Source organism: Mesorhizobium sp. L-8-3 (assembly GCF_016756615.1).
Lineage (GTDB): Bacteria > Pseudomonadota > Alphaproteobacteria > Rhizobiales > Rhizobiaceae.
The window spans coordinates 2205915-2230220 of sequence record NZ_AP023262.1; the positions used below are offsets into that span (position 1 = coordinate 2205915).

25 protein-coding genes are annotated in these 24306 nt (G+C 67.3%); 16 read left to right on the forward strand and 9 right to left on the reverse strand.

Annotated features, from left to right (window positions below; genetic code table 11):
• Window positions 1-114: 114 nt before the first annotated feature.
• The 5 genes from JN302_RS10460 to tsaD are packed head-to-tail and all read right to left on the reverse strand — an operon-like array spanning window position 115 to window position 3615.
• The gene (locus tag JN302_RS10460; protein ID WP_202332812.1) at window positions 115-768 is read right to left on the reverse strand and encodes a class I SAM-dependent methyltransferase; all 654 of its coding nucleotides are present in this window, start codon (window positions 766-768) and stop codon (window positions 115-117) included.
• Window positions 769-1194: an EVE domain-containing protein gene (locus JN302_RS10465; RefSeq protein ID WP_202311941.1), complete on the reverse strand. Its 426-nt coding sequence runs from the start codon at window positions 1192-1194 to the stop codon at window positions 769-771. It lies immediately after the preceding gene.
• A 37-nt stretch (window positions 1195-1231) separates the two neighbouring features.
• Window positions 1232-1528, reverse strand: coding sequence for a YciI-like protein (locus JN302_RS10470; protein WP_202311942.1), 297 nt, complete (start codon window positions 1526-1528; stop codon window positions 1232-1234).
• A 21-nt stretch (window positions 1529-1549) separates the two neighbouring features.
• Entirely contained in the window at window positions 1550-2533 is a 984-nt protein-coding gene (locus tag JN302_RS10475) for an NAD(P)H-dependent glycerol-3-phosphate dehydrogenase (protein WP_202311943.1), read from the reverse strand.
• Window positions 2530-3615, reverse strand: coding sequence for a tRNA (adenosine(37)-N6)-threonylcarbamoyltransferase complex transferase subunit TsaD (gene tsaD, locus JN302_RS10480; RefSeq protein WP_202334250.1), 1086 nt, complete (start codon window positions 3613-3615; stop codon window positions 2530-2532). The genes JN302_RS10475 and tsaD overlap by 4 nt, the downstream gene beginning before the upstream one ends.
• A 98-nt stretch (window positions 3616-3713) precedes the next feature.
• Here tsaD and hemC point away from each other — a divergent pair, with 98 nt between their 5' ends.
• The 5 genes from hemC to JN302_RS10505 all read left to right on the forward strand — a co-directional run bounded on the left by hemC (window position 3714) and on the right by JN302_RS10505 (window position 9005).
• On the forward strand, window positions 3714-4643 hold the full coding sequence (gene hemC / locus JN302_RS10485) for a hydroxymethylbilane synthase (protein ID WP_202332813.1): 930 nt from the start codon (window positions 3714-3716) through the stop codon (window positions 4641-4643).
• A complete protein-coding gene (locus JN302_RS10490) occupies window positions 4644-5378 on the forward strand; it encodes a uroporphyrinogen-III synthase (protein ID WP_202311945.1) in 735 nt (244 codons plus the stop codon). It begins immediately after the preceding gene.
• Between the two features lie 92 nt (window positions 5379-5470).
• On the forward strand, window positions 5471-6877 hold the full coding sequence (locus tag JN302_RS10495; RefSeq protein ID WP_202332814.1) for a COG4223 family protein: 1407 nt from the start codon (window positions 5471-5473) through the stop codon (window positions 6875-6877).
• Between the two features lie 10 nt (window positions 6878-6887).
• Window positions 6888-8462 (forward strand): heme biosynthesis protein HemY, encoded by a 1575-nt coding sequence (locus tag JN302_RS10500; protein WP_202332815.1) that lies wholly within the window; start codon window positions 6888-6890, stop codon window positions 8460-8462.
• A 75-nt stretch (window positions 8463-8537) separates the two neighbouring features.
• Window positions 8538-9005, forward strand: coding sequence for a tellurite resistance TerB family protein (locus JN302_RS10505; RefSeq protein ID WP_202311949.1), 468 nt, complete (start codon window positions 8538-8540; stop codon window positions 9003-9005).
• Window positions 9006-9038: 33 nt separating this feature from the next.
• Here the strand turns inward: JN302_RS10505 and JN302_RS10510 are convergent, their stop codons facing one another.
• Window positions 9039-10028: a zinc-dependent alcohol dehydrogenase family protein gene (locus tag JN302_RS10510; RefSeq protein WP_202311950.1), complete on the reverse strand. Its 990-nt coding sequence runs from the start codon at window positions 10026-10028 to the stop codon at window positions 9039-9041.
• 101 nt (window positions 10029-10129) lie between these two features.
• Here JN302_RS10510 and JN302_RS10515 point away from each other — a divergent pair, with 101 nt between their 5' ends.
• Together JN302_RS10515 and JN302_RS10520 are read left to right on the forward strand one after the other, a co-directional pair.
• The gene (locus JN302_RS10515; protein WP_202311951.1) at window positions 10130-11029 is read left to right on the forward strand and encodes a LysR family transcriptional regulator; all 900 of its coding nucleotides are present in this window, start codon (window positions 10130-10132) and stop codon (window positions 11027-11029) included.
• Window positions 11030-11278: 249 nt separating this feature from the next.
• Window positions 11279-11989, forward strand: coding sequence for a glutamine amidotransferase (locus tag JN302_RS10520; protein ID WP_202311952.1), 711 nt, complete (start codon window positions 11279-11281; stop codon window positions 11987-11989).
• 59 nt (window positions 11990-12048) lie between these two features.
• Here the strand turns inward: JN302_RS10520 and JN302_RS10525 are convergent, their stop codons facing one another.
• Both JN302_RS10525 and JN302_RS10530 read right to left on the reverse strand, forming a co-directional pair.
• Window positions 12049-13284 (reverse strand): MFS transporter, encoded by a 1236-nt coding sequence (locus tag JN302_RS10525; RefSeq protein WP_202332816.1) that lies wholly within the window; start codon window positions 13282-13284, stop codon window positions 12049-12051.
• A 75-nt stretch (window positions 13285-13359) separates the two neighbouring features.
• A complete protein-coding gene (locus JN302_RS10530) occupies window positions 13360-13818 on the reverse strand; it encodes a carboxymuconolactone decarboxylase family protein (protein WP_202311953.1) in 459 nt (152 codons plus the stop codon).
• 149 nt (window positions 13819-13967) lie between these two features.
• Between JN302_RS10530 and JN302_RS10535 the strand changes: the two genes are divergently transcribed.
• From JN302_RS10535 to JN302_RS10575, 9 genes are all read left to right on the forward strand, one after another.
• Window positions 13968-14855, forward strand: a complete 888-nt coding sequence (locus JN302_RS10535; protein WP_202332817.1) for a sigma-70 family RNA polymerase sigma factor — start codon at window positions 13968-13970, stop codon at window positions 14853-14855.
• A 138-nt stretch (window positions 14856-14993) separates the two neighbouring features.
• A complete protein-coding gene (locus tag JN302_RS10540) occupies window positions 14994-16199 on the forward strand; it encodes an ROK family transcriptional regulator (RefSeq protein ID WP_244846281.1) in 1206 nt (401 codons plus the stop codon).
• A complete protein-coding gene (locus JN302_RS10545; protein WP_202332818.1) occupies window positions 16196-17458 on the forward strand; it encodes a M20 family metallopeptidase in 1263 nt (420 codons plus the stop codon). Before JN302_RS10540 ends, JN302_RS10545 begins: the two co-directional genes overlap by 4 nt.
• 32 nt (window positions 17459-17490) lie before the next feature.
• Complete coding sequence (locus JN302_RS10550) at window positions 17491-18558, forward strand: substrate-binding domain-containing protein (protein WP_202332819.1); 1068 nt, start codon at window positions 17491-17493, stop codon at window positions 18556-18558.
• A 49-nt stretch (window positions 18559-18607) separates the two neighbouring features.
• Window positions 18608-19657, forward strand: a complete 1050-nt coding sequence (locus tag JN302_RS10555; RefSeq protein WP_202332820.1) for a substrate-binding domain-containing protein — start codon at window positions 18608-18610, stop codon at window positions 19655-19657.
• Window positions 19657-20625: an ABC transporter permease gene (locus tag JN302_RS10560; protein WP_202332821.1), complete on the forward strand. Its 969-nt coding sequence runs from the start codon at window positions 19657-19659 to the stop codon at window positions 20623-20625. The genes JN302_RS10555 and JN302_RS10560 overlap by 1 nt, the downstream gene beginning before the upstream one ends.
• Before the next feature lie 16 nt (window positions 20626-20641).
• Window positions 20642-21841 (forward strand): alanine racemase, encoded by a 1200-nt coding sequence (locus tag JN302_RS10565; protein ID WP_202332822.1) that lies wholly within the window; start codon window positions 20642-20644, stop codon window positions 21839-21841.
• 5 nt (window positions 21842-21846) lie between these two features.
• Window positions 21847-22593 carry an ATP-binding cassette domain-containing protein gene (locus JN302_RS10570; RefSeq protein WP_244846282.1) on the forward strand — a complete coding sequence of 249 codons (747 nt, stop codon included), beginning with the start codon at window positions 21847-21849 and terminating at the stop codon, window positions 22591-22593.
• Between the two features lie 149 nt (window positions 22594-22742).
• Window positions 22743-23168: an acyl-CoA thioesterase gene (locus JN302_RS10575; RefSeq protein WP_202332824.1), complete on the forward strand. Its 426-nt coding sequence runs from the start codon at window positions 22743-22745 to the stop codon at window positions 23166-23168.
• Window positions 23169-23205: 37 nt separating this feature from the next.
• On the opposite strand, the gene JN302_RS10580 is transcribed toward JN302_RS10575, so the two are convergent.
• Window positions 23206-24159, reverse strand: coding sequence for a nucleoside hydrolase (locus JN302_RS10580; RefSeq protein ID WP_202332825.1), 954 nt, complete (start codon window positions 24157-24159; stop codon window positions 23206-23208).
• Window positions 24160-24306: the final 147 nt, after the last annotated feature.

Sequence of the window (24306 nt, forward strand, 5' to 3'; positions counted from 1 at the left end):
GCGTTTCCCCTCTTCCAGACGTCGAATATGGCACGATATCGCCGCCATTACCTAAGGGAAATTGTGCCAAGGGAGATAGTTCAGACCGGCCACAGCCGGTAAGACCCGTCGTCCTCAGACGAAGCGCCAGACCGTCGTCTTCTTGACCTCTGCATCCTCCAAGGCGCGCGTGACCGGCACCTGGTAGACGGCAAGCTTCTCGAGCCTTTCGCCGGGCAGATAGGAGCGGCCGGGATCTCCGACCAGCACCGTGGCGCCGCGCCGGCCAAGCGCCTCGAACCAGGGCACGAGACGACCAGCGAAAGCCTGGTCGTAAAAGACATCGCCGGCGAGCACGACGTCCCAGCCGAAGTCGCGGCCGACGAGATCCTCCGCAGTGAAGGCGACGGCGACACCGTTGGCTGCCGCGTTCAGGCGAACAGCCTCAGCGCAAAACGGGTCGATGTCGGCGCAGAGCACGCCGGCTGCGCCGGCCATTGCCGCGGCTATGCCGACGAGGCCCGACCCGGTGGCGAAATCGAGCACGTCGCGGCCGCGCACCATCCCGGCATTGTCGACAACGTAGCGCGCCAGCCCTTGTCCGCCGGCCCAGGCGAAGGCCCAGAAAGGCGGCGGCAGGCCGATCTCGGCAAGCTCCTCCTCGGTCTTCAACCAGAGCTCATGCGCCTCGTCGGCGAGATGCAGCCGTGTCTCCGGGACGTGCGGCGGCGCCGAGAGCGCCGTGTTCTCGAGGATGAAGCGTCCGAAATGGTCGGGCTGGAGCGACATTCACGGCACGGGTTCGACGCCGCCCATGCGGCAGACTTCCTTCCATTCTTCCGGCGTCACCGGCTGCACCGAGAGACGGCCGAGCCTCACCAGAGCCATGTCGGCGAGCTTGGGATTGGCCTTGACCTGCTCCAGCGTGGGCGGATTGGGCACGTCGCGCACCGCGCGGATGTCGACGCATTCCCAGCGCGGGTCGTCGGTGGTGGAATCTGGATGGGCCAGCGCGCAGACCTCGGCGATGCCGACGATGTTGAGGCCCTCATTCGAGTGGTAGAAGAAGCCGAGATCGCCGATCTGCATGGCCCGCATATTGTTGCGCGCCGCGTAGTTCCGTACCCCGTCCCATTCGGCGCCGGCCTTGCCCTTCGCCTTCAGCGCCTCGAAGGAGAAAACGGACGGCTCGGATTTGAACAGCCAATAGTTCATGTCGGATCACCCTCGCTGGTTGCGCGCCAGAAGACCACTATGCCGATGCGGGATTGTTGAAAACCCAGTTCCAGGCGCGGATCTCGACGCTCTCGAACAGGCCGGCCCTGGCATAGGGATCGGCTTCCGCGAGTGCCTTCGCGCCGGCCATGTCGGCCGCCTCGACCACCACCAGGCTGCCGTCCGGCTTGCCGTCGCCGTCGAGGAATGGCCCTGCGAATTTGAGCGTGCCCTTCTCGTTGAGGCCATTGAGATAGGCGACATGGTCCGGCCGCGTATCGAGCCGAAGCTGGAGTTTGCCGGGCTCGTCCTTGCAGATCAGAGCGAAAAGCATGTCTGGCTCCCTTGGTTCCGTCTATTCGTCCTCGGCCCGCAGAGGCCTCGTCATCAGGTTCGAAACGGCCTGACGTATGGTGATGGTGCCGCGAAGAAGCTCGTCGACCGCGGCGATGATCGGTGCCGCGATCCCTTTCTCCCTGGCCAGTTGCGCTGTTATTGCCGCGGTCGGCACGCCTTCGGCCAGCGGCAGCCCCTCGATCTTCTCGCCGCGGCCGAGCGCCAGGCCGTAGGCGAAATTGCGCGATTGGGCCGATCCGCAGGTCAGCACGAGGTCGCCGAGGCCCGACAGACCCATGATCGTCTCCGGCCGGGCGCCGAAGCTGGCGGCGATGCGGCGCAGTTCGACGAAGCCGCGCGTCACCATGGCGGCCTGGGCGCTGGCGCCCAGCTCCGCGCCCGCAACCATGCCCGCGGCGATGGCGAGAACGTTCTTGAGCGCGCCGCCGATCTCGACCCCGACGAGGTCGTCGGTGGAGTAGCAGCGGAAGTTGGGCGTCGACATCAAGGCCGCGAGTGTTGCGGCGCGCTCGGCATCCGGCGAGGCGACCACGACCGCGGTCGGCAGGCCCCGCGCAACGTCGGTAGCGAAACTCGGGCCGGAAAGCGCGGCGATCGGATTGTGCGGCAGCACCTCGGCGACCACGTTCGACAGCAGCGCGCCGGTGTCGCGCTCGATCCCCTTGGCGCAGAGCACGACGGTGGCTGCCGGCGGTACGGACGCGGCAATCGCACCAAGCACGCCGCGCAGCGTCTGCGCCGGCACCACGGCGAGCACATGGTCGGCCCCGGCGAGCGCCTCCGCAGCGTCGACCGTCGCCTCGATCGTTCGGTCGAGCCGAATACCCGGCAGGTAGCGCGGGTTCTCGCCGCGGTCGCGCAAGGCTTCGACAGTCGCGGCATCGCGCGCCCACAGCCTTACGGCGTGGCCGGCGCTTTGCGCGATCATGGCCAGCGCCGTCCCCCAGGCGCCACCGCCAACTATGGTCAGGCGGGCGCTCATGCCTTTGCTCCCCGCCGGCCGGAGCCGATCAGCGGCGCGGAAAGCGTGTCCAGAGGCCAACGCGAGCGAGGCGCCAGGGTCAACGGGTCGCCGCTGTCGATGCTGGCCCGCAGACGTTCGATGCCGGCCCAGGCGATCATCGCGCCATTGTCGGTGCAAAGAATATGGGGCGGAGCGACGAAACGAAAGCCGCGGCTCGCGCATGTGGCCTCGAGCGCGCCCCGTATCGTCCTGTTGGCGGCGACACCGCCGGCGACCACCAGAACCGGCCGGGCCATGCCGGGGAAGTCGCGTTTGAAGCGGTCGAGGCTGCGTGACACCCGGTCCTCCAGCGTCTCGGCGATCGCCGCCTGGAAGGAGGCGCAGATGTCGGCGACGTCCTCTTCGGCGAGCGGAGCGATCGCCGTCGCAGCCTGTCGCACGGCAGTCTTGAGGCCGGAGAAGGAGAAGTCCAGCCTGGCTTCTCCCTTGAGCGGCCGCGGGAAGGCGAAACGCGCGGGATTGCCCTCTGCGGCGGCCTTCTCGACATTGGGGCCTCCAGGGTAGGGCAGACCGATCAGCTTGGCGGTCTTGTCGAAGGCCTCGCCGAGCGCATCGTCGATCGTGGTTCCCCAGCGCTCATAGTCGCCGACGCCGCGCACGAGCACGATCTGGGTGTGACCGCCCGAGACCAGCAGCAGCAGATAGGGAAAGCTGAGCCCGTCGGTCAGCCGCCCCGTCAGCGCGTGGCCTTCCAGATGGTTGACCGGGATCAGAGGCTTGCCCGCGGCAGAGGCGACGGCCTTCGCCGTCATGAGACCGACGATCAGCCCGCCGATCAGGCCGGGGCCGGCGGTTGCGGCCACCGCATCGACCTTGTCCAGCGTCATGCCGGCATCGGCCAGCGCTGCCTCGATCACGCCGTCGAGCGCCTCCACATGAGCGCGGGCGGCGATCTCCGGCACGACGCCGCCGAAGGCCGCATGCTCGCCGATCTGGCTCAGCACGACGTTGGACAGGATCTCGCCGGTACCGTCCGGGCCGCAGGAAACCACCGCCGCGGCGGTTTCGTCGCAACTCGTTTCGATGCCGAGGACGCGTATTGTCGCTGCCTTCCGATCCATGATTGCCGGGTCGCTCTTTCCCCGTTAGGAGTTCCGGGCAGAAGCCCGCCGGGGCGCGGGTTAACACGGACCGAGCGATGCAAACAACTCTCTTGAGGATTGGCACCAGGGGCAGCGCGCTTGCCTTGGCGCAAGCCGAGGAGACGCGCGCCCGGCTGATGGAGGCCCACGGCCTGCCGGCAGATGCCTTTTTGATCGTGCCGATCGCGACGACAGGCGACAGAATCCAGGATCGGCCGCTGTCGGAAGCCGGCGGCAAGGGTCTGTTCACCAAGGAACTCGAGGAGGCGCTGCTCGATGGTCGCATCGACATCGCCGTCCATTCCTCCAAGGACATGCCGACGGTTCTGCCCGAAGGCCTGCATCTGTCGGCCTTCCTGCCGCGCGAGGACGTGCGGGACGGATTCATCGGACGCGGCGGCGTGAAGCTCCTAGACCTGCCCGAGGCGGCGACGATCGGCTCGTCGTCCTTGCGGCGCCAGGCACTGATCCGGCGTCTGAGGCCCGACCTCAAGGTCACGACCTTTCGCGGCAACGTGCAGACGCGGCTTCGCAAGCTGGAGGAGGGCATCGTCGACGGGACGCTGCTTGCCAATGCCGGCTTGCGCCGGCTGCACCTCGATAGCGCCATCACCGAGCTCCTGCCGCTCGATCGTTTCCCGCCGGCGCCAGGCCAGGGCGCGATCTGCATCGAAAGCCGTATCGGCGCGACCGACGTCGATGCGATGCTGGCGCCGATCAACCACCAGGCGACGTTCGAGGCCCTTGCCTGCGAGCGGGCCTTCCTCGCCGCGCTCGACGGCTCCTGCCGGACGCCGATCGCCGGGCATGCGACGATCGTTGGCGGCCGGCTGTCCTTCAGAGGCCTGATCCTCCGACCCGACGGGCAGGAGGCGCATGAGGTCGTCGACGAGGGCCCTGCTGCCGAGGCCGCCCGGATCGGCCGTCGCGCGGGCGAAACCGTGCGGAGCCAAGCGGGAGCGGCGTTCTTTGAGGGATGGTCGTGAATGAGCAGCCGCGTTCTGGTGACGCGGCCGCAACCCGGCGCCGGCGCGACCGCGCGCCGGCTCGATGAGCTGGGTTTCGAGGCGGTTGTCCTGCCGCTCACCGAGATCCGTGAGCTGGCCGTCGATCCCCTGCCGGCCGCCTCGCCGATCGATGCCGTCGTCGTGACCAGCGCCAACGCGGTGCGGCACGCTCCCCGCGAGCTTCTTTCGCTCTTTCTGGACCGGCCTTGCTTCGCGGTCGGGGCCGAGACGGCGGCTGCAGCGGGCAAGTCAGGCTTTTCCAGGGTTGCCGCGGGTACCGGCGACGCCGCCGGCCTGGCGCGTCTCGTCACCGACACCTTGCCTCCCGGTGCGCGGATTCTCTACCTGTGCGGCCGCGTGCGGCTCGTCGGCGTTGAAGATCGGCTTCGCCGGAAAGGAATGCATGTCGCCATCGCCGAGACCTACGATGCGCCCGAGGTCGTCTATCCGATCGATGAATTGACCGACCGGCTCGGTTCCGCGCCGCTCGACGCTGCGCTCCTACATTCGGCAAGGGCAGCAAGCGGGCTCGCCGGGCTGGTCTCGCTGCCTGGAATCGAGCCTCTGTTCGCAAAAACCCTTTTCCTTTGCCTCTCCGATCGGGTCGCCGCCGCGCTTCGCGACGTCGGTGAGGGGCGTGTCTTCGCCGCGCCAACACCCGATGAAGCCGCACTTCTCGCGCTGCTTCGGCAGCGCTGCGGCAATGGTGCCTGAACCGGCCTCTTTTCAGCCGGGGTTGATGTGGTAGTGATCGGATGAGGCCCGGTGGGGTCCTGGAACGACAGCGGCAGAAAGCGGAGCCCTCCATGGTGAAGACCCCGAAAACACGCCATTCCAAGCAGCGCCGAGACCCGGTGACGATCGATCTCGGGCCGGGCGACGTGTCGAGGGTGACGGAAGCGAATCCCGCAGGAGAAAGCGAATCGGCTCGGCCGGAGGCAGTTTCCGAAAACCTGTTCGACGCCGCGCCGGCTGCCGAAGACCCCGCAGCAAAGCCTGCCGATGCCGAGGAGACTTCGGCGGAAGCGGCGGTCGGCGACGACCGCAACGTGCTCGATGAGGATGTGCGGGCAAGGACCCATGCAGAGCCGCGCTATGCCGCCGGGTTTGGCCGTTCGCCCCTGGAAAACGATGAGATCAAGGATCCTGAGGAGCCCCAGCCTGGCCCCCAACGCGCCGCGGGACGGGGAGCCGCCATCGCTGCAGGCTTGGCCGGCGGCGTGATCGCCCTCGCGGGGGCGGGTCTGCTGCAGTTCGCAGGGCTGCTCCCTTCGCCCGGCAGCAGCGGCAGTCCCAATGCCGCGGCGGTGCAGATCGAGATCGACGCGTTGAGGCAGGAGCTCGACAGGCTGAAGAATGCGCCGGCCCCGGGCGAGAGGCTCGACGCCCTGACGGCGACGGTCGACCAGTTGAAATCCGACCTCACCGGTCTGCACGGGGCAGTCGCAACGGGCGGCGCCGGCGATGGAGCGGCGGTTCAGGCGCTCGACACGAAACTCAAGGAGGTCGAGGCGACCGTCGCGGCGCTTGGCGCCGCGGACGGCGGCGCGTCGGCGGCTGAACTCGATCACCTGAACCAGAAAATCGCCTCTCTGGAAGACGCGATCGAAGCAGCCTCCAAGGCCGGTACCGCCGTAGACGGGCGCCTCGCTGCGCTCGAACAGACTGTCGCCGGGCTTTCCCAGAAGGTCGAGGCGCAGGCCGACCAGCCGCGCATCGCGCTGGCGATCGCCGCGTCGGGCCTCAAGGCAGCGGTCGAGCGCGGCGGCGCTTTCGCGGCCGAGCTCGAAACGCTGGCGGCGGTCGCACCGAATGCGCCGGAGCTGGCCGAGTTGCGGACGCTGGCCGAAAAGGGCGTGCCTTCCAGGACGGACCTCGTCGCCGCCGCGCCCGCCGCGGCGACGGCGATGATCGACGCTTCGACCGTCGTCGACGAAAACGCCGGCTTCCTCGACCGGTTGATGACGAGCGCGGAGTCCCTCGTAAAGGTGCGGCCGGTCGGCGTCGTGGAAGGGGAAGGCGTTCCTGAAAAGACCGCCCGCATGGAGGCAGCATTGAAGGATGGCGATCTGGCCAGGGCGCTTGCCGAATACGACACGCTGCCGGAGCCGTCCAAGGACGCCGGCGCTGCCTTTGCCGACGCCGTGCGCAGCCGCCTCAAGGCCGAGCAACTGGTCGACAAGGCGCTGGCCGGCGCCTTGAATGCCGGGTGAGGGGAAGCCGATGGTCCGCGTCCTGTTCTTCCTGCTTGTCGTTTTCGGCCTCGGCCTGGGCTTCGCCTGGCTCGCCGACCGCCCGGGCGAGATGGTCGTCACCTTCCAGGGCTATCAGTACCAGGTGTCGCTGATGGTGGCGGCGGTCGCCGTCACGGCCATCGTGGCGGCGGTCATGATCCTGTGGTGGCTCGTCCGGTCGATCTGGAACAGCCCCTATATGATCTCTCGCTATTTCAGGGTGCGGCGCCGCGACCGGGGCTATCAGGCCCTGTCTACGGGGATGATCGCGGCCGGGGCCGGTGACGCGGCGCTGGCGCGCAAGAAGAACAGGGAGGCGGCGAAGCTGATCAGTTCGGATCAGGAGCCGCTGATCCAGTTGCTGGACGCGCATGCCTCGCTGCTCGAAGGAGACCATGACGGTGCGCGCAAGAGGTTCGAGGCCATGCTCGACGATCCCGAGCTGCGGCTGCTCGGGCTGCGTGGGCTCTATCTCGAGGCGGAACGTCTCGGCGAACGCGAGGCGGCCCGGCACTACGCGGGCCGTGCGGCAGCGATCGCCCCGCAGCTCGGCTGGGCATCCGACGTCACGCTCGGAGAGAAGACCGAACAGGGCGACTGGGACGACGCGCTGCGGCTGGTCGAGATGCAGAAGGCCGGGCATCAGATCGACCGCGAAACCGTCAACCGCAGGCGTGCGGTGCTCTTGACCGCAAAGTCGATGGCCGCCCTCGACGTCGATCCGCTCGCCGCCAAGAATGCGGGGACGGAAGCCAACCGGCTGGCGCCCGCCCTGGTGCCCGCCGCGCTCGCCGCCGCACGCGCGCTGTTCCGGCAGAACGATCTGCGCAGGGGCACGAAGGTCCTCGAGGCGATCTGGAAGGTCGAGCCGCATCCCGAGGTCGCCGATCTCTACGTCCATGCGCGTCCGGGCGATGCGACCCATGACAGGCTGGCGCGCGCCCGGCGGCTCCAGTCGCTCAAGCAGAACCATCCGCAATCCTCGCTCGCCGTGGCGCGCGCCGCCCTCGACGCCGGCGAATATCGCGCCGCGCGGGAGGAGGCCGAGGCGGCCATCCGCATGCAGCCGGGCGAGGCCGCCTATCTGCTGCTGGCCGATATCGAAGAGGCCGAAACGGGCGACCAGGGCCGCATCCGCCAATACCTGTCGAGAGCGTTGCGCGCGCCGCGCGATCCCGCCTGGGTGGCCGACGGCTATGTTTCCGACCGCTGGGCTCCGTGCTCGCCGGTAACGGGCAAGCTCGACGCCTTCGAATGGCGTGTGCCCGTCGAACGGCTCGGCCAGATGATCGAGCAGGAGGACGAGATCCCGCTTCCGGCCCTGCCGGCCAAGACCGAGCCTGCGGTCGGAGCTGCGCCGGCCGTCGAGCCCGAAACGGCGCCGGCCGCGCTCTCGGCCGTCAACCAGAACACGGTCGAGCATGACGCCGAACCGGCAGCGCGGGTGGCGCCGGCAGGCGACGGACGGCTGCCCGAGAACGGGGAGCCGATGCGCCGTCCCGACGATCCCGGCGTCGATCCCGAGGAAACCGACGAGGCGTCGAAACGTTTTCGTCTGTTCTGATTGTCTTTGTTTCGATTGTCATGGGCATGGCGTCCGGATAACGGTCTCCTGCCTCTCTTCCCGGATGTCCCCGCCATGATCGAACGTCTTCTGTCCTTCCTCAAAGAACTGCCCGGCGCGCAATCCGGCGCGCTCGCCGGCAAGGACGACCCCAAGGTTGCGGCCGCCGCTCTGATGATCCACGTGATGGACGCCGACGGCGTGCGCCAGGCCTCGGAAGTGACCCGGCTCAAGCAGATGCTCTCCGAGCACTACGGCGTGAAGGGCGAGACGCTGGAGGCGCTGTTCCGCGCCGGCGAGCGGGCCGACCAGGAGGCCATCGACCTCTATGCCTTCACCAGCGTCCTGAAACGCCACCTCGACGAAGAGGCCAAGGCGGAATTCATCGGCATCATGTGGGAGGTCGTCTTTGCCGACGGCGAACTGCATGAGCTCGAGGACAATACGGTGTGGCGCGTGGCCGAACTGATCGGCGTCGACCGGCACGAGCGCATCGCCGCGCGCCAGCGCGCCCAGCGCCAGGCCCCCGACAAGGCAAATTGACGCTGATGCCGGTCGGGTCTCATGCCCGACCAATCAGAGCGTCACGACGATCTTCCCGAACTGATCGTTCGATTCCAGGAAGCGGTGCGCCTCGACGATCTCATCGAAGGCGAAAGTCCTGGCGATCACAGGCTTCAGGGCCCCGGAACCCAGACCATCAAGGATGAAGGCCTTGGCGGCTTCCAGCCGGGAGCGGTCGCGGACCACCTCATGTACGAGATAGCCGCGTAGCGTCAGGCTCTTGCTCAGGACCGCGAGGAGCGGGAAGGGTGTCTGCTCGCGGCTGAGCGCGCCATAGGCGATGAGAATGCCGCCCGGCGACATGGCCGCCGCCAGCGCCTCGATCGCCGGGCCGCCGACCGGGTCGAACACGACGCGCACGCCCTCGGCGCCCCCGATATCCCGCAATCTCGCCGCCAGATCCTCCTCGGCCGAGGCGACGACATGCGTGGCGCCGACGTCGAACAGAGCCTGCTTCTTGGCCGAGGTCCGCGTGACGGCGACCACTGTGGCGCCGATCGTCCTGGCCAGTTGGATCGCGGCGATGCCGACGCTGCTCGATGCCGCAGTGACGACGACGACGTCATCCTGCCGCAGGCCCGCTATGTCGACCAGCGCGCCGTAGGCGGTGAGATACTGCATCCAGGCCGCCGCGGCCTCTTCCCATCCGAGCGATGACGGGTGCCTGACCATGAGTTCGGCGGGAAATGTGGCGATCTCGCCATAAGCGGGCCAGCGGACCATCGACAAAGGCGGCACGACGCTGACGGCATCGCCGGGTACGACGCCGACCACTCCGTCGCCGACCGCCTCGACGATGCCCGATGCTTCGAGGCCGAGGCCGGAGGGCAGCTTCGCCTCTTCGATATAGGAACCCGAGCGCAGAAGCGCCTCGGCCCTGTTGAGACCCAGCGCCTTGACGCGAATGCGCACTTCGCCCCGGCCCGGCGCGGGGACGGTGACATCTTCGATGCGCAGAACCTCGGGACCGCCAAGCTCGTGGAAACGAACGACACGCGTCATCGGTCATAACTCCAAATCAATCGAACTGAATGAGCTATGACAGGATGCCAAAGGCCGATAAATGAGCGAATAGGCAGAGCAATGGAAACCACAGGTTCGAAATGGATCGCCTCTTGAGCATGGCGGTATTCGTCAAGGCCGTCGATCTGGGTTCATTCTCGGCGGCGGCTGCGGCCCTCGACATGTCGGGACCCATGGTCGGCAAGCATGTCCGGTTCCTGGAACAGCGCCTCGGCGTGCGTCTCATCAACCGGACCACGCGCCGCCAGGTTCTGACCGAGTTCGGACGGGCCTACTACGACCGGTGCCGGGTCGTGCTCGCGGAGGCGGATGCGGCGGATGCGCTCGCGGCCGACCAGTTGGGCGTGCCGCGTGGAAAGCTGCGTGTCGCCATGTCGGTGCATTTCGGTCGGCGCTGCGTTGCTCCCATCCTGCTCGACCTGGCGCGGCAACATCCCGGCCTGGAACTCGACCTGTCGTTCGGCGACGCGATCGTCGACCTCGCGGAAGACGGATACGACATCGCAATACGGACCGGCGATCCGCAAGACAAGGCAGGGCTCATCGCACGCCGCGTCGCGCGTCAGCGCATGGTGGTCTGCGCCGCTCCTTCCTATCTCGGTGCGCATGGCCGGCCACGGCGGATCGAGGAACTCGGCGAATATCAGGCCGTCATCTACCGCCGTTCGGGACGAATCCGCCCTTGGCTCTTCCCCGGCAAGGATCAGCCGATCATGGAGTTCATGCCGTCAGGGCGCCTGCGGCTCGACGATCTCGAGGCGATCGCCGATGCCGCGGAAGCGGGTATGGGGCTTGCCTGGCTGCCCTACTGGCTGGTGCGCGAGCGAATTTTGGCAGGCGGGCTTGTCCGGCTCCTGCCGGACCAGCCGGAATTTCTCTACGATTGCTATGCGTTGTGGCTGCAGACCCCGCATCTGTCATTGAAGGTGCGGCTCGCCGTCGATGCCCTCGCGGCGCGGCTGCCCGGACTGATGTCGTGAAATGCCGTCGGACCATTCGATTCCGGCATTTCCAACCACCGCGATGCCGGTCCAGGCAGGCTTGCGTGGCTTCGCCCGCGCTTCATCTGCCTGGCCACTTCTTTTGCCGCAGGTCTTTTGTCGGAAAACCGTGGGACACTTTTGCGAAACCTGCTTAGACTGAGCCGGCGTCGAGATCGGGGCGAATCGTGCCGTGGTGTTCGACTGCACCTAAGAAGCATGCAAACCGATCCGATTCTGACAGCCGCCATGCCGTCCACGCGACGTCCGCAAATCCTCGTCATTCTGCATCAGGAAGCTTCCAGCCCGGGCAGGGTGGGGCATCTCCTCATCGAAAACGGCTTCGACCTCGACATTCGCCGCCCGCCCCTCGGTGACCCGCTGCCTGAAACGCTTGCCGGCCATGCCGGCGCCGTCGTCTTCGGCGGGCCGATGAGCGCCAACGACAAGGAGGAGTTCGTCCGGCGCGAGACCGAGTGGCTCGCCGTGCCGCTGCGGGAGAACCGGCCGTTTCTCGGGATCTGCCTCGGCGCGCAGATGCTGGTGAATCATCTCGGCGGTCGCGTCGCCGGCCATCATGAGGGGCTGGTCGAGATCGGGTGGTATCCGCTGAAGCCGACCGAAGAAGGCAAGGCGATGATGCACTGGCCGGAAATGGTCTACCAGTTCCATCGCGAAGGGTTCTCGCTGCCATCAGGCGCGAAGCTGCTCGCCACGGCCGATTCCTATCCCAACCAGGCGTTCCGCTACGGTGATAATGCCTGGGGCATCCAGTTCCATGCCGAACTGACGCGGGTGATGATGCAGCGCTGGGTCGTGCGCGGAGCGCATCGGTTCGAGCTTCCGGGTGCGCAGCCGGGCCGCGACCACCTGGGCGGTCGCATGATCTGGGACATGCATCTGAAGCGCTGGCTGGACGAATTTCTGCAGCTCATCTTTGGCGGCAAGTCCAAGCGCTGAAGCAACTTCAGTAAGAGTGCGCGCGGTTTTGCATTCGGAACTGCGCAAAATGATCCGGGTCAGGTCCGCCCGTCGAGGCGGCGCACCTTTCTCAGTTCCGGGAAGATGACTGCCCAGAGGCCGGCGACGGCGACGGCGCCGATGCCGCCGAACACCACGGCGGGTACTGTGCCGATCAGCGCGGCCATGGTGCCAGCCCGGAACTCGCCGAGTTCGTTCGAGGCGCCGACAAACACCATGTTGACCGCGTTGACGCGGCCGCGCACCCGATCCGGCGTCCATAGCTGGATGAGGGTCTCGCGTATGTAGACGCTGACCATGTCGGTGGCGCCGAGCATCACGAGACAGCCGATCGACAGCCAGGGCATGGCGGAGATACCGAACACGGCGGTGAAGGCGCCGAAGAAGGCGACAAAGGCCAGCATTACGATGCCGGCATGATCGCGGATCGGGTGGCCGGCAAGCCAGACGGCGACGCCAAGCGCGCCTATGCCGGGTGCGGCGCGCAGCAATCCCAACCCCCAGGGCCCCAGATCGAGAATGTCGCGGGCATAGACGGGCAGCAGCGCCACCGCGCCTGATAGAAGCACGGCGAAGAGGTCGAGCGAGACGGCTCCGAGCACGATCTTCTCGCTCCAGATGTAGCGGAAACCGGCGAAGAGCGTCTCGAGCGTCGGTTTGTCGGTTTCGCTGCGCTGTCGGGGTCTGGGTATCGAATGGACGAGGCCGGCTGCGGCCAGCATCAGCATCGCAGCGACGGCATAGGCCGCTTCGGCGGACAGGCCGTAGAGCAGCCCGCCCGCGACCGGGCCGACGATGTTCGCGGTCTGCCAGGCCGACGAATTCCAGGCGACCGCATTGGCAAAGTCCTCCGGCGGCACCAGATTGGCGACCAGCGAGGCCGAGGCCGGGGCGAAGAAAGCGCGCGCGATACCGAAGGCGCCGAGCACGGCAAAGACGGGGCTGGGCCCGGCGAGGCCATGCCAGCTGAGCAGGAGCAAAGCCAGCGCGCAAACCGCCTCCAGCGCTGCCGCCAGGGCCATGATCAGCCGTCGTCCGAACCGGTCGGCGACGACCCCGGTGACCAGGACCAGCAGCAGCGAGGGTGCGAACTGGATGACGCCGACCAGTCCGAGATCGAACGGATCGCGCGTCAGGTCATAGATCTGCCACCCGACCGCGACGGAGACGACCTGCGTGGAGAAAGTGGCGAGGAATCGCGCCAACCAGTAGCGGAGGAAGGGGCCATGGCGGAACGCCGTGAAGCGTTCCGCGGCGGTACTGTCGGCTGTCATGTCGACCCATGCGGCGATGTCGTTGCAGCGCGTGTAGCGCAAATCGCCATGGAGGGCGCGGATTTTTTCGAGCGCTCAGCCCCAGGCTGTGCTGGCGACCTGCCGGGTGGCGGCATTGAGGCGGTTCCACACATTGATCACCGATATCGACACGAGAAGAGCGGCCAGCGCCTGCTCGTCATAGTGACGGGCGGCATCCGCCCAGATATCGTCCGGCACCGGGTCGGAACGGTCGCTGAGGCGCGTGACCGCTTCGGCGAGCGCCAAAGCGGCGCGTTCGGCGTCGGTGAAGTAAGGCGTGTCCCGCCATGCCGCCACGGCAAACAGTCGCTGATCCGTCTCGCCGTCCTTCCTGGCCATCCGTGGGTGCATATCCACGCAGACGCCGCAGCCATTGATCTGGCTGACCCTCAGATGCAGCAGATGGATGGTGCGTGCCGGGACAATACCGTTCTCCGTCACGGCATTCAGCGCCTGCAGGGCGTGCATGGCTCCGGGGAGGATCATCGCCGGGTGTTTCATTCTTGCTTGCATGAGTGGTCTCCTTGAGAGGTATCTGGCAGGGGTATCCGGGTTCCTTGCTGACGGTTCCGCCACCCGGCCGGTCGTTCCAACCGTTCTGTCACATCCGCCGGGTCTCGCACGTCATGGGCTTGACGGAAGCCGACGGAGAAATGTGACCGATGGACGAGAAAAAAGTTCTGGCGGATCGATTCGAGGCCAATCGCGGCCATTTGCTGGGAGTCGCCTATCGCATGCTGGGCTCGCGGAGCGAGGCGGAGGACGCAGTCCAGGAAGCCTGGGTGCGTCTCAACCGCACCGACACGGGAGACGTGGACAATCTCGGCGGATGGCTGACGACGGTCACGGCGCGTGTGTGCCTGGACATGCTGCGCTCGCGCAAGTCGCGGCGCGAGGAGCCGCTGGAAGCGCGAACGCCGGAGCCTGCAGCCGATGCCGGCCGGAGCTACGAACCGGAGCAGGAAACGCTGCTCGCCGACTCCGTAGGTCTCGCCCTGCTCGTGGTGTTGCAGACGCTGGCGCCGGCGGAGCGTGTCGCCTTCGTGCTGCACGATATCTTCGACTTGCCGTTCGAGGAGATTGCGCCCGTGGTCGGACGCTCGGCCACGGCGGCGCGCCAGCTCGCCAGCCGCGCCCGGCGCAGGGTGCGTGGCACGCAGGCGGCGCCCGATCCGGACCGGAGCCGGCAGCGGGAAGTGGTCGAGGCTTTCCTCGCCGCTTCGCGCGGCGGTGATTTCGACGCCCTGTTGGCCGTGCTTGATCCCGACGTCGTGTTTCGGGCCGACAGGACGGCCGCGCAACTGGGGGCGGCGGCGGAGATCCGCGGCGCGGCCGCAGTGGCCGCTACCTTCAGGGGGCGCGCGCAAGGAGCGCTGGTCGCCCTCGTCGATGGGGCTGTCGGCCTGCTGGTAGCCCCCGGCGGGCAACTGCGCGTCGTCGTGCGTCTCACGATCGCTGACGGCAAGATCGTCGCGATCGATGCGGTGGCGGACCCCGAAAGCCTCGGCCGCCTGGACCTGGCCGTGCTCGACTGGAAGACCGGAGCGTAGAAATCATGCCGGGACCCGGATCGGCTTGCCGCTTCGCCCCAAGTTGCCCTTGACAGGTGTTGTGGGTGACGCTATTCATTAGTTCGTCAACTTGCCGAACTAAATGGCAAGCCGACCCAAGCAGAGAGGCAAGCACGCTTGAACGCCGCACGGTCACCTCTGATCAGGCAATATTCCCGACGCCTTGTCGCGGAGATCCTCCTGAAGGGCGAGCCCATCTCGCGCGCCGATCTCGCCAGGACGACCGGCCTTTCCAAGCAGACGATGTCCGAAGTGATCGGCGAGCTCGAAGCGGGCGGCTGGGTGAGGCCGGTGGGCACCACGAGCGGCGGTCTCGGGCGTTCGGCCGTCACCTTCGAGATCGCTGCGGACGCCGCCTACTCGCTCGGCGTCGATCTCGGCGGAACGAAGATCTCGGCGGCGCTGGCCGATCTCGTCGGCGGGATCGTGGCGGAGGCCACCGAGCCCACCGACCCGCGCGGCGGCCGGCATGTGCTGATGCAGATCCGCCAGCTTGCGCTCCGGCTCGCCGCTGGCAAGGGCATCGACGCCGGGCGGATCGGAAGCGTCGTGGTGGGCACGCCAGGCGTGCTCGACCAGGAGAGCGGCGCCATCACGCTCCTGCCCAACATAGCCGGCCTCTCCGAGATCGACGTGCCCGCCATCCTTGCCGAGTTGTTCGGCCGGGCCGTGGCCATCGAGAACGACGTCAATCTCGCCATGCTGGGCGAAGCCTGGCAGGGCTGCGCCCAGGGCTGTGAGAACGCTGCCTTCCTGTCGCTCGGCACCGGAACCGGCCTCGGCCTGATCGTCAACGGCAAGCTCGCGCGCGGCGCCAATGGCGCCGCCGGCGAGATCTCCTATCTGCCGATCGGCGCCGACCTCTATTCGCCCGAGGCGCTTGCCGTCGGCGCCTTCGAGCTTGAAGTCGGCTCGCATGCGATCGTGCGGCGCTATCTCTCCGCGCGGGGAAGCGGGGCCGAGAGCGTCCGCGATGTCTTTGCCAGACTGGAAGCTGGCGACCTCGTTGCGGCATCCGTTCTCGACGACGTCGCGCGCAGCCTGGCCCTGGCGGTCGCCGCGCTTTGCTCGATCCTCGATCCCGAGATCATCGTGATGGGCGGAAGCATCGGAATGCGCCCCGAATTGCTCGAACGGGTCCAGGCGGCCTTGCCCGCAGCGTTCGCCCGGCCCGTCGTCGTGGTGCAGAGCCTGCTCGGCAACCGGGCCGGCCTGGTCGGGGCGCTGTCATCGGCCGTCAACAGCCTACACAACGCGTTGTTCGGCATAGCGGGGCTGCCAGGCGACCTCGCATTGCCTGCCATAGCGAGGGCCGCGGAATGAAGCTCGACGCCGCACTGATCTCCCGCCTGCGCGCGGCGCTCGACACTGATGCCGCCGTCGATCTGTTGCGCCGCGCGGTCGGCACGCCGAGCGTCACAGGGACGGAAGCGGCCTTCGCACGGCTGCTCGCCGGTGAGCTCAAAGCGCTCGGTGCCGATGAGATCGTCCTCGACGACTTCGCACCGGGTCGGCCGAATGTGCGCGGCCTGCTGCGCGGGGCGGGCGAGGGGCCATGCCTGCTCCTCGCCGGTCATACCGACACGGTCCATGTGCGTGGTTGGGCCGAACGCTGGGCCGGCACGGAGCGCGAAGACCCGTTCGGCGGGGCGATCGTCGACGGCGCCATCTGGGGACGCGGCACGGGAGACCTGAAGGCAGGCATCTGCACCACCCTTGCCGCAGTCCGCCTGCTCTCAGCGGCCGGCATCGTGCCTGCCGGCGATCTCCAGTTCGCCTTCATCGGCGACGAAGAGAGCGGCGAACCGGACACTGGCGTCAGCGCCGGCATCAAGGCCTTCGTCGCCGAGATCGAGGCAGGTGTCGTGCCGAGGCCCGATTTCGCGATCTATGTCGAGCCTACCCGGCTCAACATCTATCCGGCCCAGATGGGCTTCCTGATCTGCGACATCACCATCACCGGCCGTTCGGCCTATTTCGGCGTGCCCGAGCTCGGTATCGACGCGCTTAAGGCCGCGCATCAAGTCCTCTCGGCGATCTGGGCGCATTCGGCCGAGCTCGAGGCGCGCGCGCCGCACGATCTCGTCGGCCGGCCATTCGTATTGGTCACAGGGCTCGAAGGCGGCGGCTACATCGCCGTCCCCGGCGAATGCCGCATCAGCCTGATCCTGAAGCTGCTGCCGGGCGAAGGCCTCGACAACGCGGTCGCCGGTCTCGAAAGGGCGGTGCGCGGCGCGGAGCTGGCGGAAGGCATCACGGTCTCCTTCGCCTATCCGGCCGGCCGCGACCACCGCTATGGCGGTATGCCGTCCGAAGTCTCGCCGCAACTGCCTGCGGTTGCCCTTCTCACACAGGCGGTCGAAGCCGTGCGCCCGGATCGCGGCCTGATCGAAGGCGCGCCCTATTGGTCGGAAGCGCCCTTCCTGATCAACCGGCTGGGCGTTCCGGCGGTCTATTGCGCGCCCGGCGACATCCGCAACTGCCACACGCTGGAAGAGCATGTGGTCGTGCAGGAATATCTCGACGGCATCGTGGCCTTCGCCGCCTTCCTCGCGGCCTTCGATCGGTCCGTCATCGAGTAACCGCCCGCAAGGGGCAAGATGGGAGAGCAGAGATGGCATCTAAACAGAGACTGATGGCGGCCGCGCTGGGCGGCCTGATCGCCCTCGGAGCGGCGGGTTATGCCGCCGCCCAGACTGTCGGCCCGAACGGCGAGGCCGCGACGCCGTCGAGCGCGCTGACGCTGAGCGAGGCCGAAGTGGCGAAGCTCAAGGAGGGCAAGCACACGGCAGCCCTTCTTTGGCACACCTCCTCCGACTTCGTCACCGCGGTGACGGCGGGCGCCACCGACGAATTCAAGCGGCTGGGCATCGAAGTGGTGGCCACAACCGATGCCGGCTTCGATTCCGCCAGGCAGCTTTCCGACGTCGAGACCGTCATGGCCAAGTCGCCAAGCGCGATCCTGGCGCTGCCGCTCGACCCTGTCGGCTCGGCCAAGGCCTTCCAGGGGGCCAGGGACAAGGGCGTCAAGCTGGTGTTCCTGTCCAATGTGCCTGATGGCTACAAGCAGGGCTCGGACTATGTGGCGATCGTCACAGACGACCTGTTCCAGATGGGCAAGCAGGCAGCCGACGTTCTGGCCAAGTCGCTGGACAGCAAGGGCAAGGTCGCCTGGATATTCCATGACGCGCAGTACTACGTGACCAACCAGCGCGACAACGCCTTCAAGACGACGATCGAGAAGGATTACAAGGACATGTCCATCGTCGACAGCCAGGGCATCGCCGACCCGGCGCGCGCCGAGGAGATCGCGCAGGCGCTGCTCACCAAGACGCCCGATCTCGACGGCATCTATGTGACCTGGGCGGAGCCGGCGGAAGGGGTGCTGGCCGCCCTGCGTTCGGCCGGAAACAGCAAGACCAAGGTCACGACGCTCGACCTTTCGGAGCCGGTCGCGCTCGACATGACCCGCGGCGGCAATGTCGTCGGCATCGTCGCCGACAAGGCCTACGAACTCGGCCGCGCCATGGCCACCGCCGCTGGCTACGGCCTGCTCGGCAAGGAAGCGCCCGCCTTCGTCGTGGCACCGGCCATCACCGTGACGAAGGAGAATGTCGCCGAGGGCTACAAGGAATCGCTCAACCGCGACGCCCCGCAGTCCGTGCTCGACGCAGCGAAGTGATCAATCGGCGGGGCCGCCGGTGGCCGCCCCGCCGTCACGGAGGAGTATCATGGCTCATCTCATGAAGAACTCGATCGCCGCCTTGCTTCTGCTGGCGACGCCCGCCATCGCGGCCGCGACGACCAAGGGGCCGCATGGTGAGGCGGCGACGCCGGCCGCGAGCGTCACGCTGACGCCGGATCAGGAAGCGAAGGTCAAGGACGGCAAGTTCACGGCAGCCCTGTCCTGGCACACGACATCCGACTGGTCGGCGGCGGTAGGCAACGGCGCCAAGGATGAATTCGCGCGGCTCGGCATCGAGGTCGTCGCCGAAACCGACGCCGGCTTCGACGCAGCCAGGCAGAAAAGCGACATCGAGACCATCCTCGCCAAGAAACCCAGCGTGATCGTTTCGCTGCCGGTCGATCCCGAGACCGCTCCAGAGGCCTACCGGCCCGCGCTTGCGGCCGGCGCCAAGCTGATGTTCGTGGACAATGCGCCGAAGGGCTTCGTCCACGGTAAGGACTACATCGCCATCTCCTCCGCTGACCTGGTCCAGATGGGGACCAAGGCGGGCGAGGCCCTGGCCGGGAAGCTCTCCGGGAAGGGCAAGGTCGGCTACATCTTCCACGATGCCGACTTCTACGTCACCAACCAGCGCGACCGTGCCTTCAAGGCCACGATCGAGAGCTTCCCCGACATGAAGATCGTCGCCGAGCAGGGGCTCGCCGACCCGGCGCGCGCCGAGGATATCGGCAATGCCTTCGTGGCGCAGAACCCCGATCTCGACGCGATCTACGTGACCTGGGCGGAGCCGGCGGAACTGGTTCTCGCGGCCTTGCGCAACGCCGGCAACAAGCACACCAGCATCGTGACGCTCGACCTCTCGGAACCGCTGGCGCTCGACATGGTGCGCGGCGGCAACGTAGCCGCGATCGTCGCCGACGAGGCCTATGCGATCGGCACGACGGCGGCGCGCGCCGCTGCTCTCGGTCTCATCGGCGAGACTGTGCCTCCCTTCCTCGCGGTCGATGCCATCGCCGTCACCGGCGACAGCGTGAAGGAAGGCTGGAACAAATCGTTGCATCGCGATCCGCCTGCTTCGCTCGGAGGCAATTGATGTCGGTCCAGTCGTCCCTCCGCCGTGTTCCGCTGCTCGGTCGGCTCGATCCCAGTGCCTATGTCGTCTATGTCGGCTTCCTGCTGATCTTCGCCGTCTTCGCGGTGGTGCTGAGGGACGACGGCTTCCTGACCACGTCCAACCTGCTCAACATCGTCCAGCAGACGGCGCCGGTCACCATCATGGCGATCGGCATGGTCTATGTGCTGACGGCAGGCGAGATCGACCTCTCCGTCGGCTCCGTTGTGGCGATCTCGGCCCTCACGGCTGCGGTGGTGATGCGCGAGCACCATTGGGTGCTCGGCGTCGTCGCCGGGCTGGGGGCGGGCGCCGTCATCGGGCTCGTGAACGGCACGCTCGTCGCCTATGTCAGGCTGCCGTCCTTCCTGGTCACGCTCGCCACCATGGGACTTCTGGCCGGCGTCGCCCGCTGGATGACCAATCTGCAATCCGTGCCGGTGACCGACGCCACTTTCACCGGCCTGTTCGGCTCCGGCTCGCTGTTCGGCATCCCGTCGCTGGTCATCTGGACGGCGGTGGCGGTCGCGATCGGCCACTATGTCTATCGCGAGACCCGCTTCGGGGCACATGTGCTGGCGACCGGCGACAATCCGCGCGCGGCGCGGGCCGCGGGCATCAAGGTCGACCGGCTGCGGCTCAAGGTGCTGGTGCTGGGCTCGATGTGCGCTGCCCTTGCCGGTCTGCTCTATCTCGGCCGCATCCAGGGCGCGCGCTATACGCTGGGTGAAACCGATCTGCTGACCGTGATCGCTGCCGTCATCGTCGGCGGCACCCGTCTCACCGGCGGAACCGGAACCGTGGTCGGTGCGCTGGTGGGCTCGCTGCTGATGGGCATGCTCAACAACGGGCTCATCCTGATGGGCCTTGCCGTCTCCGAACAGATGATCGTACGGGGCCTGATCATCCTGGCCGCCGTCGCGCTGACGCTGCGGGAACCGCAGCGCTGACCTCTGGAGGATCAATATGTTTCTGGACGTTCTCCGCCGCCGCAATTCCGGCCTGATCGAGGCGGCGATCCACCTCCACCAGGAGAAGAAGCTGCCGGCCAACAGCTACGTGATCGACACCGACACGGTCGAGCGCAACGCCCGCACCCTCCGCGAGACCGCCGACCGGCACGGGTTGAAGATCTTCGCCATGACCAAGCAGATGGGCCGCAACGGCGATTTCTGCGCGGCCGTCAGGCGCGGCGGGATCACCGAATCCGTCGCCGTCGACATGGAATGCGCGCGCGCCACCCACCGGGCCGGCCTCACGCTCGGCCATCTCGGCCATCTCGTGCAGGTGCCGCGCGCCGAGGCGGCAGCCGCCGCGCGGATGAAGCCGCGCTACTGGACCGTGTTCAACGACGAGAAGGCCGGGGAGGCTGTCGAGGCTCTACGGGCAGCGGACCATGACGGGCAGCTTCTCGCCCGCATCCAGGCCGAAGGCGACACCTTCTACCGGGGGCACGAAGGCGGCTTCCCGGCGGCCGACATCGTCGCGGTGGCAGAGCGTATCGAACGGCTCGGCAAGGGACGTTTCGCCGGCATCACGACGTTTCCGGCACAGCTTTTCGATGCCGCGACGCGGGCGATCAAGCCGACGCACAATACCGAGACCCTTCGTCGCGCGGCCGACGCGCTGGCCGCCGCCGGCCGCAAGGACATCGAGATCAACGCGCCCGGCACCACCTCGTCGGTAATGATCCCGGCGCTCGCCGATGTCGGCGCGACGCAATGCGAACCCGGCCACGGGCTGACCGGCACGACGCCGCTGCATGCGCTGGAGGACCTGCCGGAGGCGCCCGCCGTGGTCTATCTGAGCGAGGTGTCGCATCTCCATGGCGGCCGCGCCTATTGCTTCGGCGGCGGGCTCTATATCGACCCGGTCTTCCCGGACTACGACGTGAAGGCGGTCGTCTCCCGCGAGCCGACAACGGCGCAAACGGCGCAACGCAGCGTCGAGATCCCGCCGCCTGCGGCGATCGACTATTACGGGATGATCGACGCTTCGGGCCCGGCCGCGCCACGTGTCGGCGACAGCGTCGTCTTCGGCTTCCGGGCGCAGGCATTCGTCACCCGGGCCTATGTCGTCGGCATCTCCGGCCTCGCTTCGGGTTCTCCGGAAGTGCAGACGATCCACGACGCCTATGGCCGGCCGATCGACTGGCCGGAATGGTGAGTGCCATGACCCCGGCTCTCAGCCTGCGCAACGTCCACAAATCCTTCGACGGCATCGTCGCCATCGAGGACTTCAGCCTCGAGATCGAGCGCGGCGAGGTGGTCGCGCTGGTCGGCGACAACGGCGCCGGCAAGTCGACGCTCGTGAAGATCATTTCAGGCATGTATCAGCCGACATCGGGCGAGATCCGCCTCGGCGGCGAGCCGGTGCATTTTACCGATGCCAGCCAGTCACAGGCCAAGGGCGTGCAGGTCGTCTATCAGGACTTGGCGCTTGCCGACAGCCAGACGGTCTACATGAACCTCTTTCTCGGCCGCGAGAAGACGAAGGGGCCGTTCGGCAAGCTCGATCGCGCCGCGATGATCGCTGAGACGGAGACGCTCGTGCGAGAACTCGACGTGCGCATCCCCTCGGCGAAGTCGATCATCCGCGACCTGTCGGGCGGCCAGCGCCAGGGCGTGGCCATCGCGCGCGCCACGCATTGGGCGACCAATCTGGTGCTGATGGACGAGCCGACGGCCGCGCTCGGCGTTGCCGAGACCGCCAAGGTCGAGGACATCATCCGCGGCCTCAAGGCACGCAACCTGCCGATCCTGATCATCAGCCACAGCCTCGACCAGGTGTTCCGGCTTTCGGACCGCATCTGCGTGCTGCGGCGCGGCCGCCAGATCGGCGTGCGCAAAACCGCCGAGACCGACAAGAACGAGATCGTCTCGATGATCACCGGCCTCAAGGCCGCCGGCGGGGCCTGAGCGGCTTCCAGGAATGCGAAAACAAAGTCACGCGTGTCGGGAACGGCCGGCATGCGCGAGATCGTGCTTGCCTCGATCGTAGTGTTCGTGCTGATGGCGATCATTCGCGGCGATGGCGGGCCGCGCCTGCCGGATCCTCGGAGGAAGACATGATCCTGTTGTCGAGATCGATCGTGCATCCCTGGCTGTGCGACATGATGGGGCACCTGACGACGCGCCACTACATGGCGATGTTCGACGATGCGAGCTACGTGCTCCTGTCGGAGGCGACGGGCTGGAGCCCGAACGACCCGGAATGGGCCGGCCTCGGCTGGGCCGACGTGCACCAGGAGATCGACTACAAGGACGAGCTGTCCGCGGGCACGATCGTCGAAATATCGGGCGGGGTGAAGCGCATCGGTTCGAGCTCGATCGAGATCCGCCTCGAGATGCGCAGGATGAACGGAAAGTCGCTCTGTGCCGTCATGGCCGCCAAGACCGTGTTCTTCGACCTCTCCCTGAGGAAGGCAAGGCCCTTCACCGAAAGCATGCGGGCCCGCGCCGAAACGCTGCTCGTCGAGGCGGGCAAGGCCTGATACCGGCCGGGCCTGGCCTTTCCAGGCAGCCGGCCGCTCAACCGAGCAGCGTATCCATGACGAGCGCCTTCACCCTGGCCGCATCGATCGCCACGCAGACCTCCTGGTCGGGCGCGCCGTCCCATGCGTTCGGCGGGTAGGGCAGGCTGTTGTCGCGCTGGATGGTCTGGCCCGCCGCGATGCCGTCCGTGACCACTCGAACAGGGCCGGCGCGCATGCCGAAAAGCGACCGGTCGATGGCGAGCGCCGCCGCGGACGCGTCGTGCAGATAGAAGCCGCCGGCGCCGAAGCGGTCGTAGAAGCGCATGTAGCCCTCCGATATGTCGGCGAGCAGGCGCCCCGTCTCGCCGCCCTCGCGCGCGAGCAGTTCCAGATCCTGCGTCGTAACGAGCACTTGGCGGGTGACATCGAGCCCCACCGCCACGACCGGCCAGCGGGCGTTGAACACGATGTCCGCGGCATGCGGGTCGCCGATGATGTTGGCCTCGGCGACAGGGGTGACGTTGCCGTTGTGGCCCGACACGGCGAAGGCGCCGCCCATGATGACCACTTCGCGGACGAGATCGACGATATCTGGCGCTTCCGCGAGCGCCAGCGCCAGATTGGTCATCCGGCCGACCGCGACGATGGTGATCTCGCCGGGATTCTGCCGTAACATGTCGATGATGAACTGCCAGGCCGGCCGCGGGTCGGTCGCGATCGCTTCCATGTCCGGCACGGAGACGTCGCCGAGCCCGTTCTCGCCATGCACCATCACGGGCGCGGGTCCAGGCTGGCGCACGAGTGGCGCCGCAGCACCCCTGGCCACGGGCGCCGTCACGCCGAAACGCTCCTTCAGATAGAGGGCGTTGCGCGTGACGCGGTCGATATCGCTGTTGCCGAACACGGTGGTGATACCCACCAGTTCGATGTCGGGATGCTTCTGCAGGAACAGCAAGGCTGCGGCGTCATCAACGCCCGGGTCGGTGTCGAAGAGGATCTTCTTTCGCATGGACGTCTTGCTATCGCTGGGCCGACCGCGCGGCAAGGGCTGGAAGATGACGATGGGGAAGGCATTTTTCAGCGCATTTCCGCTTCTTGCTCGCGCAACAAAGTCGAAGTGCCTCGCAGGCAGCTTGCCGAAGCCTTTATGAATCGG

What these genes read in the sequence shown, in the direction of transcription:
- JN302_RS10460 (WP_202332812.1), bottom strand. Translation starts at nt 768, where the DNA reads ATGTCGCTCCAGCCCGACCATTTCGGACGCTTCATCCTCGAGAACACG.
- JN302_RS10465 (WP_202311941.1), bottom strand. Translation starts at nt 1,194, where the DNA reads ATGAACTATTGGCTGTTCAAATCCGAGCCGTCCGTTTTCTCCTTCGAG.
- JN302_RS10470 (WP_202311942.1), bottom strand. Translation starts at nt 1,528, where the DNA reads ATGCTTTTCGCTCTGATCTGCAAGGACGAGCCCGGCAAACTCCAGCTT.
- JN302_RS10475 (WP_202311943.1), bottom strand. Translation starts at nt 2,533, where the DNA reads ATGAGCGCCCGCCTGACCATAGTTGGCGGTGGCGCCTGGGGGACGGCG.
- hemC (WP_202332813.1), top strand. Translation starts at nt 3,714, where the DNA reads ATGCAAACAACTCTCTTGAGGATTGGCACCAGGGGCAGCGCGCTTGCC.
- JN302_RS10490 (WP_202311945.1), top strand. Translation starts at nt 4,644, where the DNA reads ATGAGCAGCCGCGTTCTGGTGACGCGGCCGCAACCCGGCGCCGGCGCG.
- JN302_RS10495 (WP_202332814.1), top strand. Translation starts at nt 5,471, where the DNA reads ATGGTGAAGACCCCGAAAACACGCCATTCCAAGCAGCGCCGAGACCCG.
- JN302_RS10500 (WP_202332815.1), top strand. Translation starts at nt 6,888, where the DNA reads ATGGTCCGCGTCCTGTTCTTCCTGCTTGTCGTTTTCGGCCTCGGCCTG.
- JN302_RS10505 (WP_202311949.1), top strand. Translation starts at nt 8,538, where the DNA reads ATGATCGAACGTCTTCTGTCCTTCCTCAAAGAACTGCCCGGCGCGCAA.
- JN302_RS10510 (WP_202311950.1), bottom strand. Translation starts at nt 10,028, where the DNA reads ATGACGCGTGTCGTTCGTTTCCACGAGCTTGGCGGTCCCGAGGTTCTG.
- JN302_RS10515 (WP_202311951.1), top strand. Translation starts at nt 10,130, where the DNA reads ATGGATCGCCTCTTGAGCATGGCGGTATTCGTCAAGGCCGTCGATCTG.
- JN302_RS10520 (WP_202311952.1), top strand. Translation starts at nt 11,279, where the DNA reads ATGCCGTCCACGCGACGTCCGCAAATCCTCGTCATTCTGCATCAGGAA.
- JN302_RS10525 (WP_202332816.1), bottom strand. Translation starts at nt 13,284, where the DNA reads ATGACAGCCGACAGTACCGCCGCGGAACGCTTCACGGCGTTCCGCCAT.
- JN302_RS10530 (WP_202311953.1), bottom strand. Translation starts at nt 13,818, where the DNA reads ATGCAAGCAAGAATGAAACACCCGGCGATGATCCTCCCCGGAGCCATG.
- JN302_RS10535 (WP_202332817.1), top strand. Translation starts at nt 13,968, where the DNA reads ATGGACGAGAAAAAAGTTCTGGCGGATCGATTCGAGGCCAATCGCGGC.
- JN302_RS10545 (WP_202332818.1), top strand. Translation starts at nt 16,196, where the DNA reads ATGAAGCTCGACGCCGCACTGATCTCCCGCCTGCGCGCGGCGCTCGAC.
- JN302_RS10550 (WP_202332819.1), top strand. Translation starts at nt 17,491, where the DNA reads ATGGCATCTAAACAGAGACTGATGGCGGCCGCGCTGGGCGGCCTGATC.
- JN302_RS10555 (WP_202332820.1), top strand. Translation starts at nt 18,608, where the DNA reads ATGGCTCATCTCATGAAGAACTCGATCGCCGCCTTGCTTCTGCTGGCG.
- JN302_RS10560 (WP_202332821.1), top strand. Translation starts at nt 19,657, where the DNA reads ATGTCGGTCCAGTCGTCCCTCCGCCGTGTTCCGCTGCTCGGTCGGCTC.
- JN302_RS10565 (WP_202332822.1), top strand. Translation starts at nt 20,642, where the DNA reads ATGTTTCTGGACGTTCTCCGCCGCCGCAATTCCGGCCTGATCGAGGCG.
- JN302_RS10570 (WP_244846282.1), top strand. Translation starts at nt 21,847, where the DNA reads ATGACCCCGGCTCTCAGCCTGCGCAACGTCCACAAATCCTTCGACGGC.
- JN302_RS10575 (WP_202332824.1), top strand. Translation starts at nt 22,743, where the DNA reads ATGATCCTGTTGTCGAGATCGATCGTGCATCCCTGGCTGTGCGACATG.
- JN302_RS10580 (WP_202332825.1), bottom strand. Translation starts at nt 24,159, where the DNA reads ATGCGAAAGAAGATCCTCTTCGACACCGACCCGGGCGTTGATGACGCC.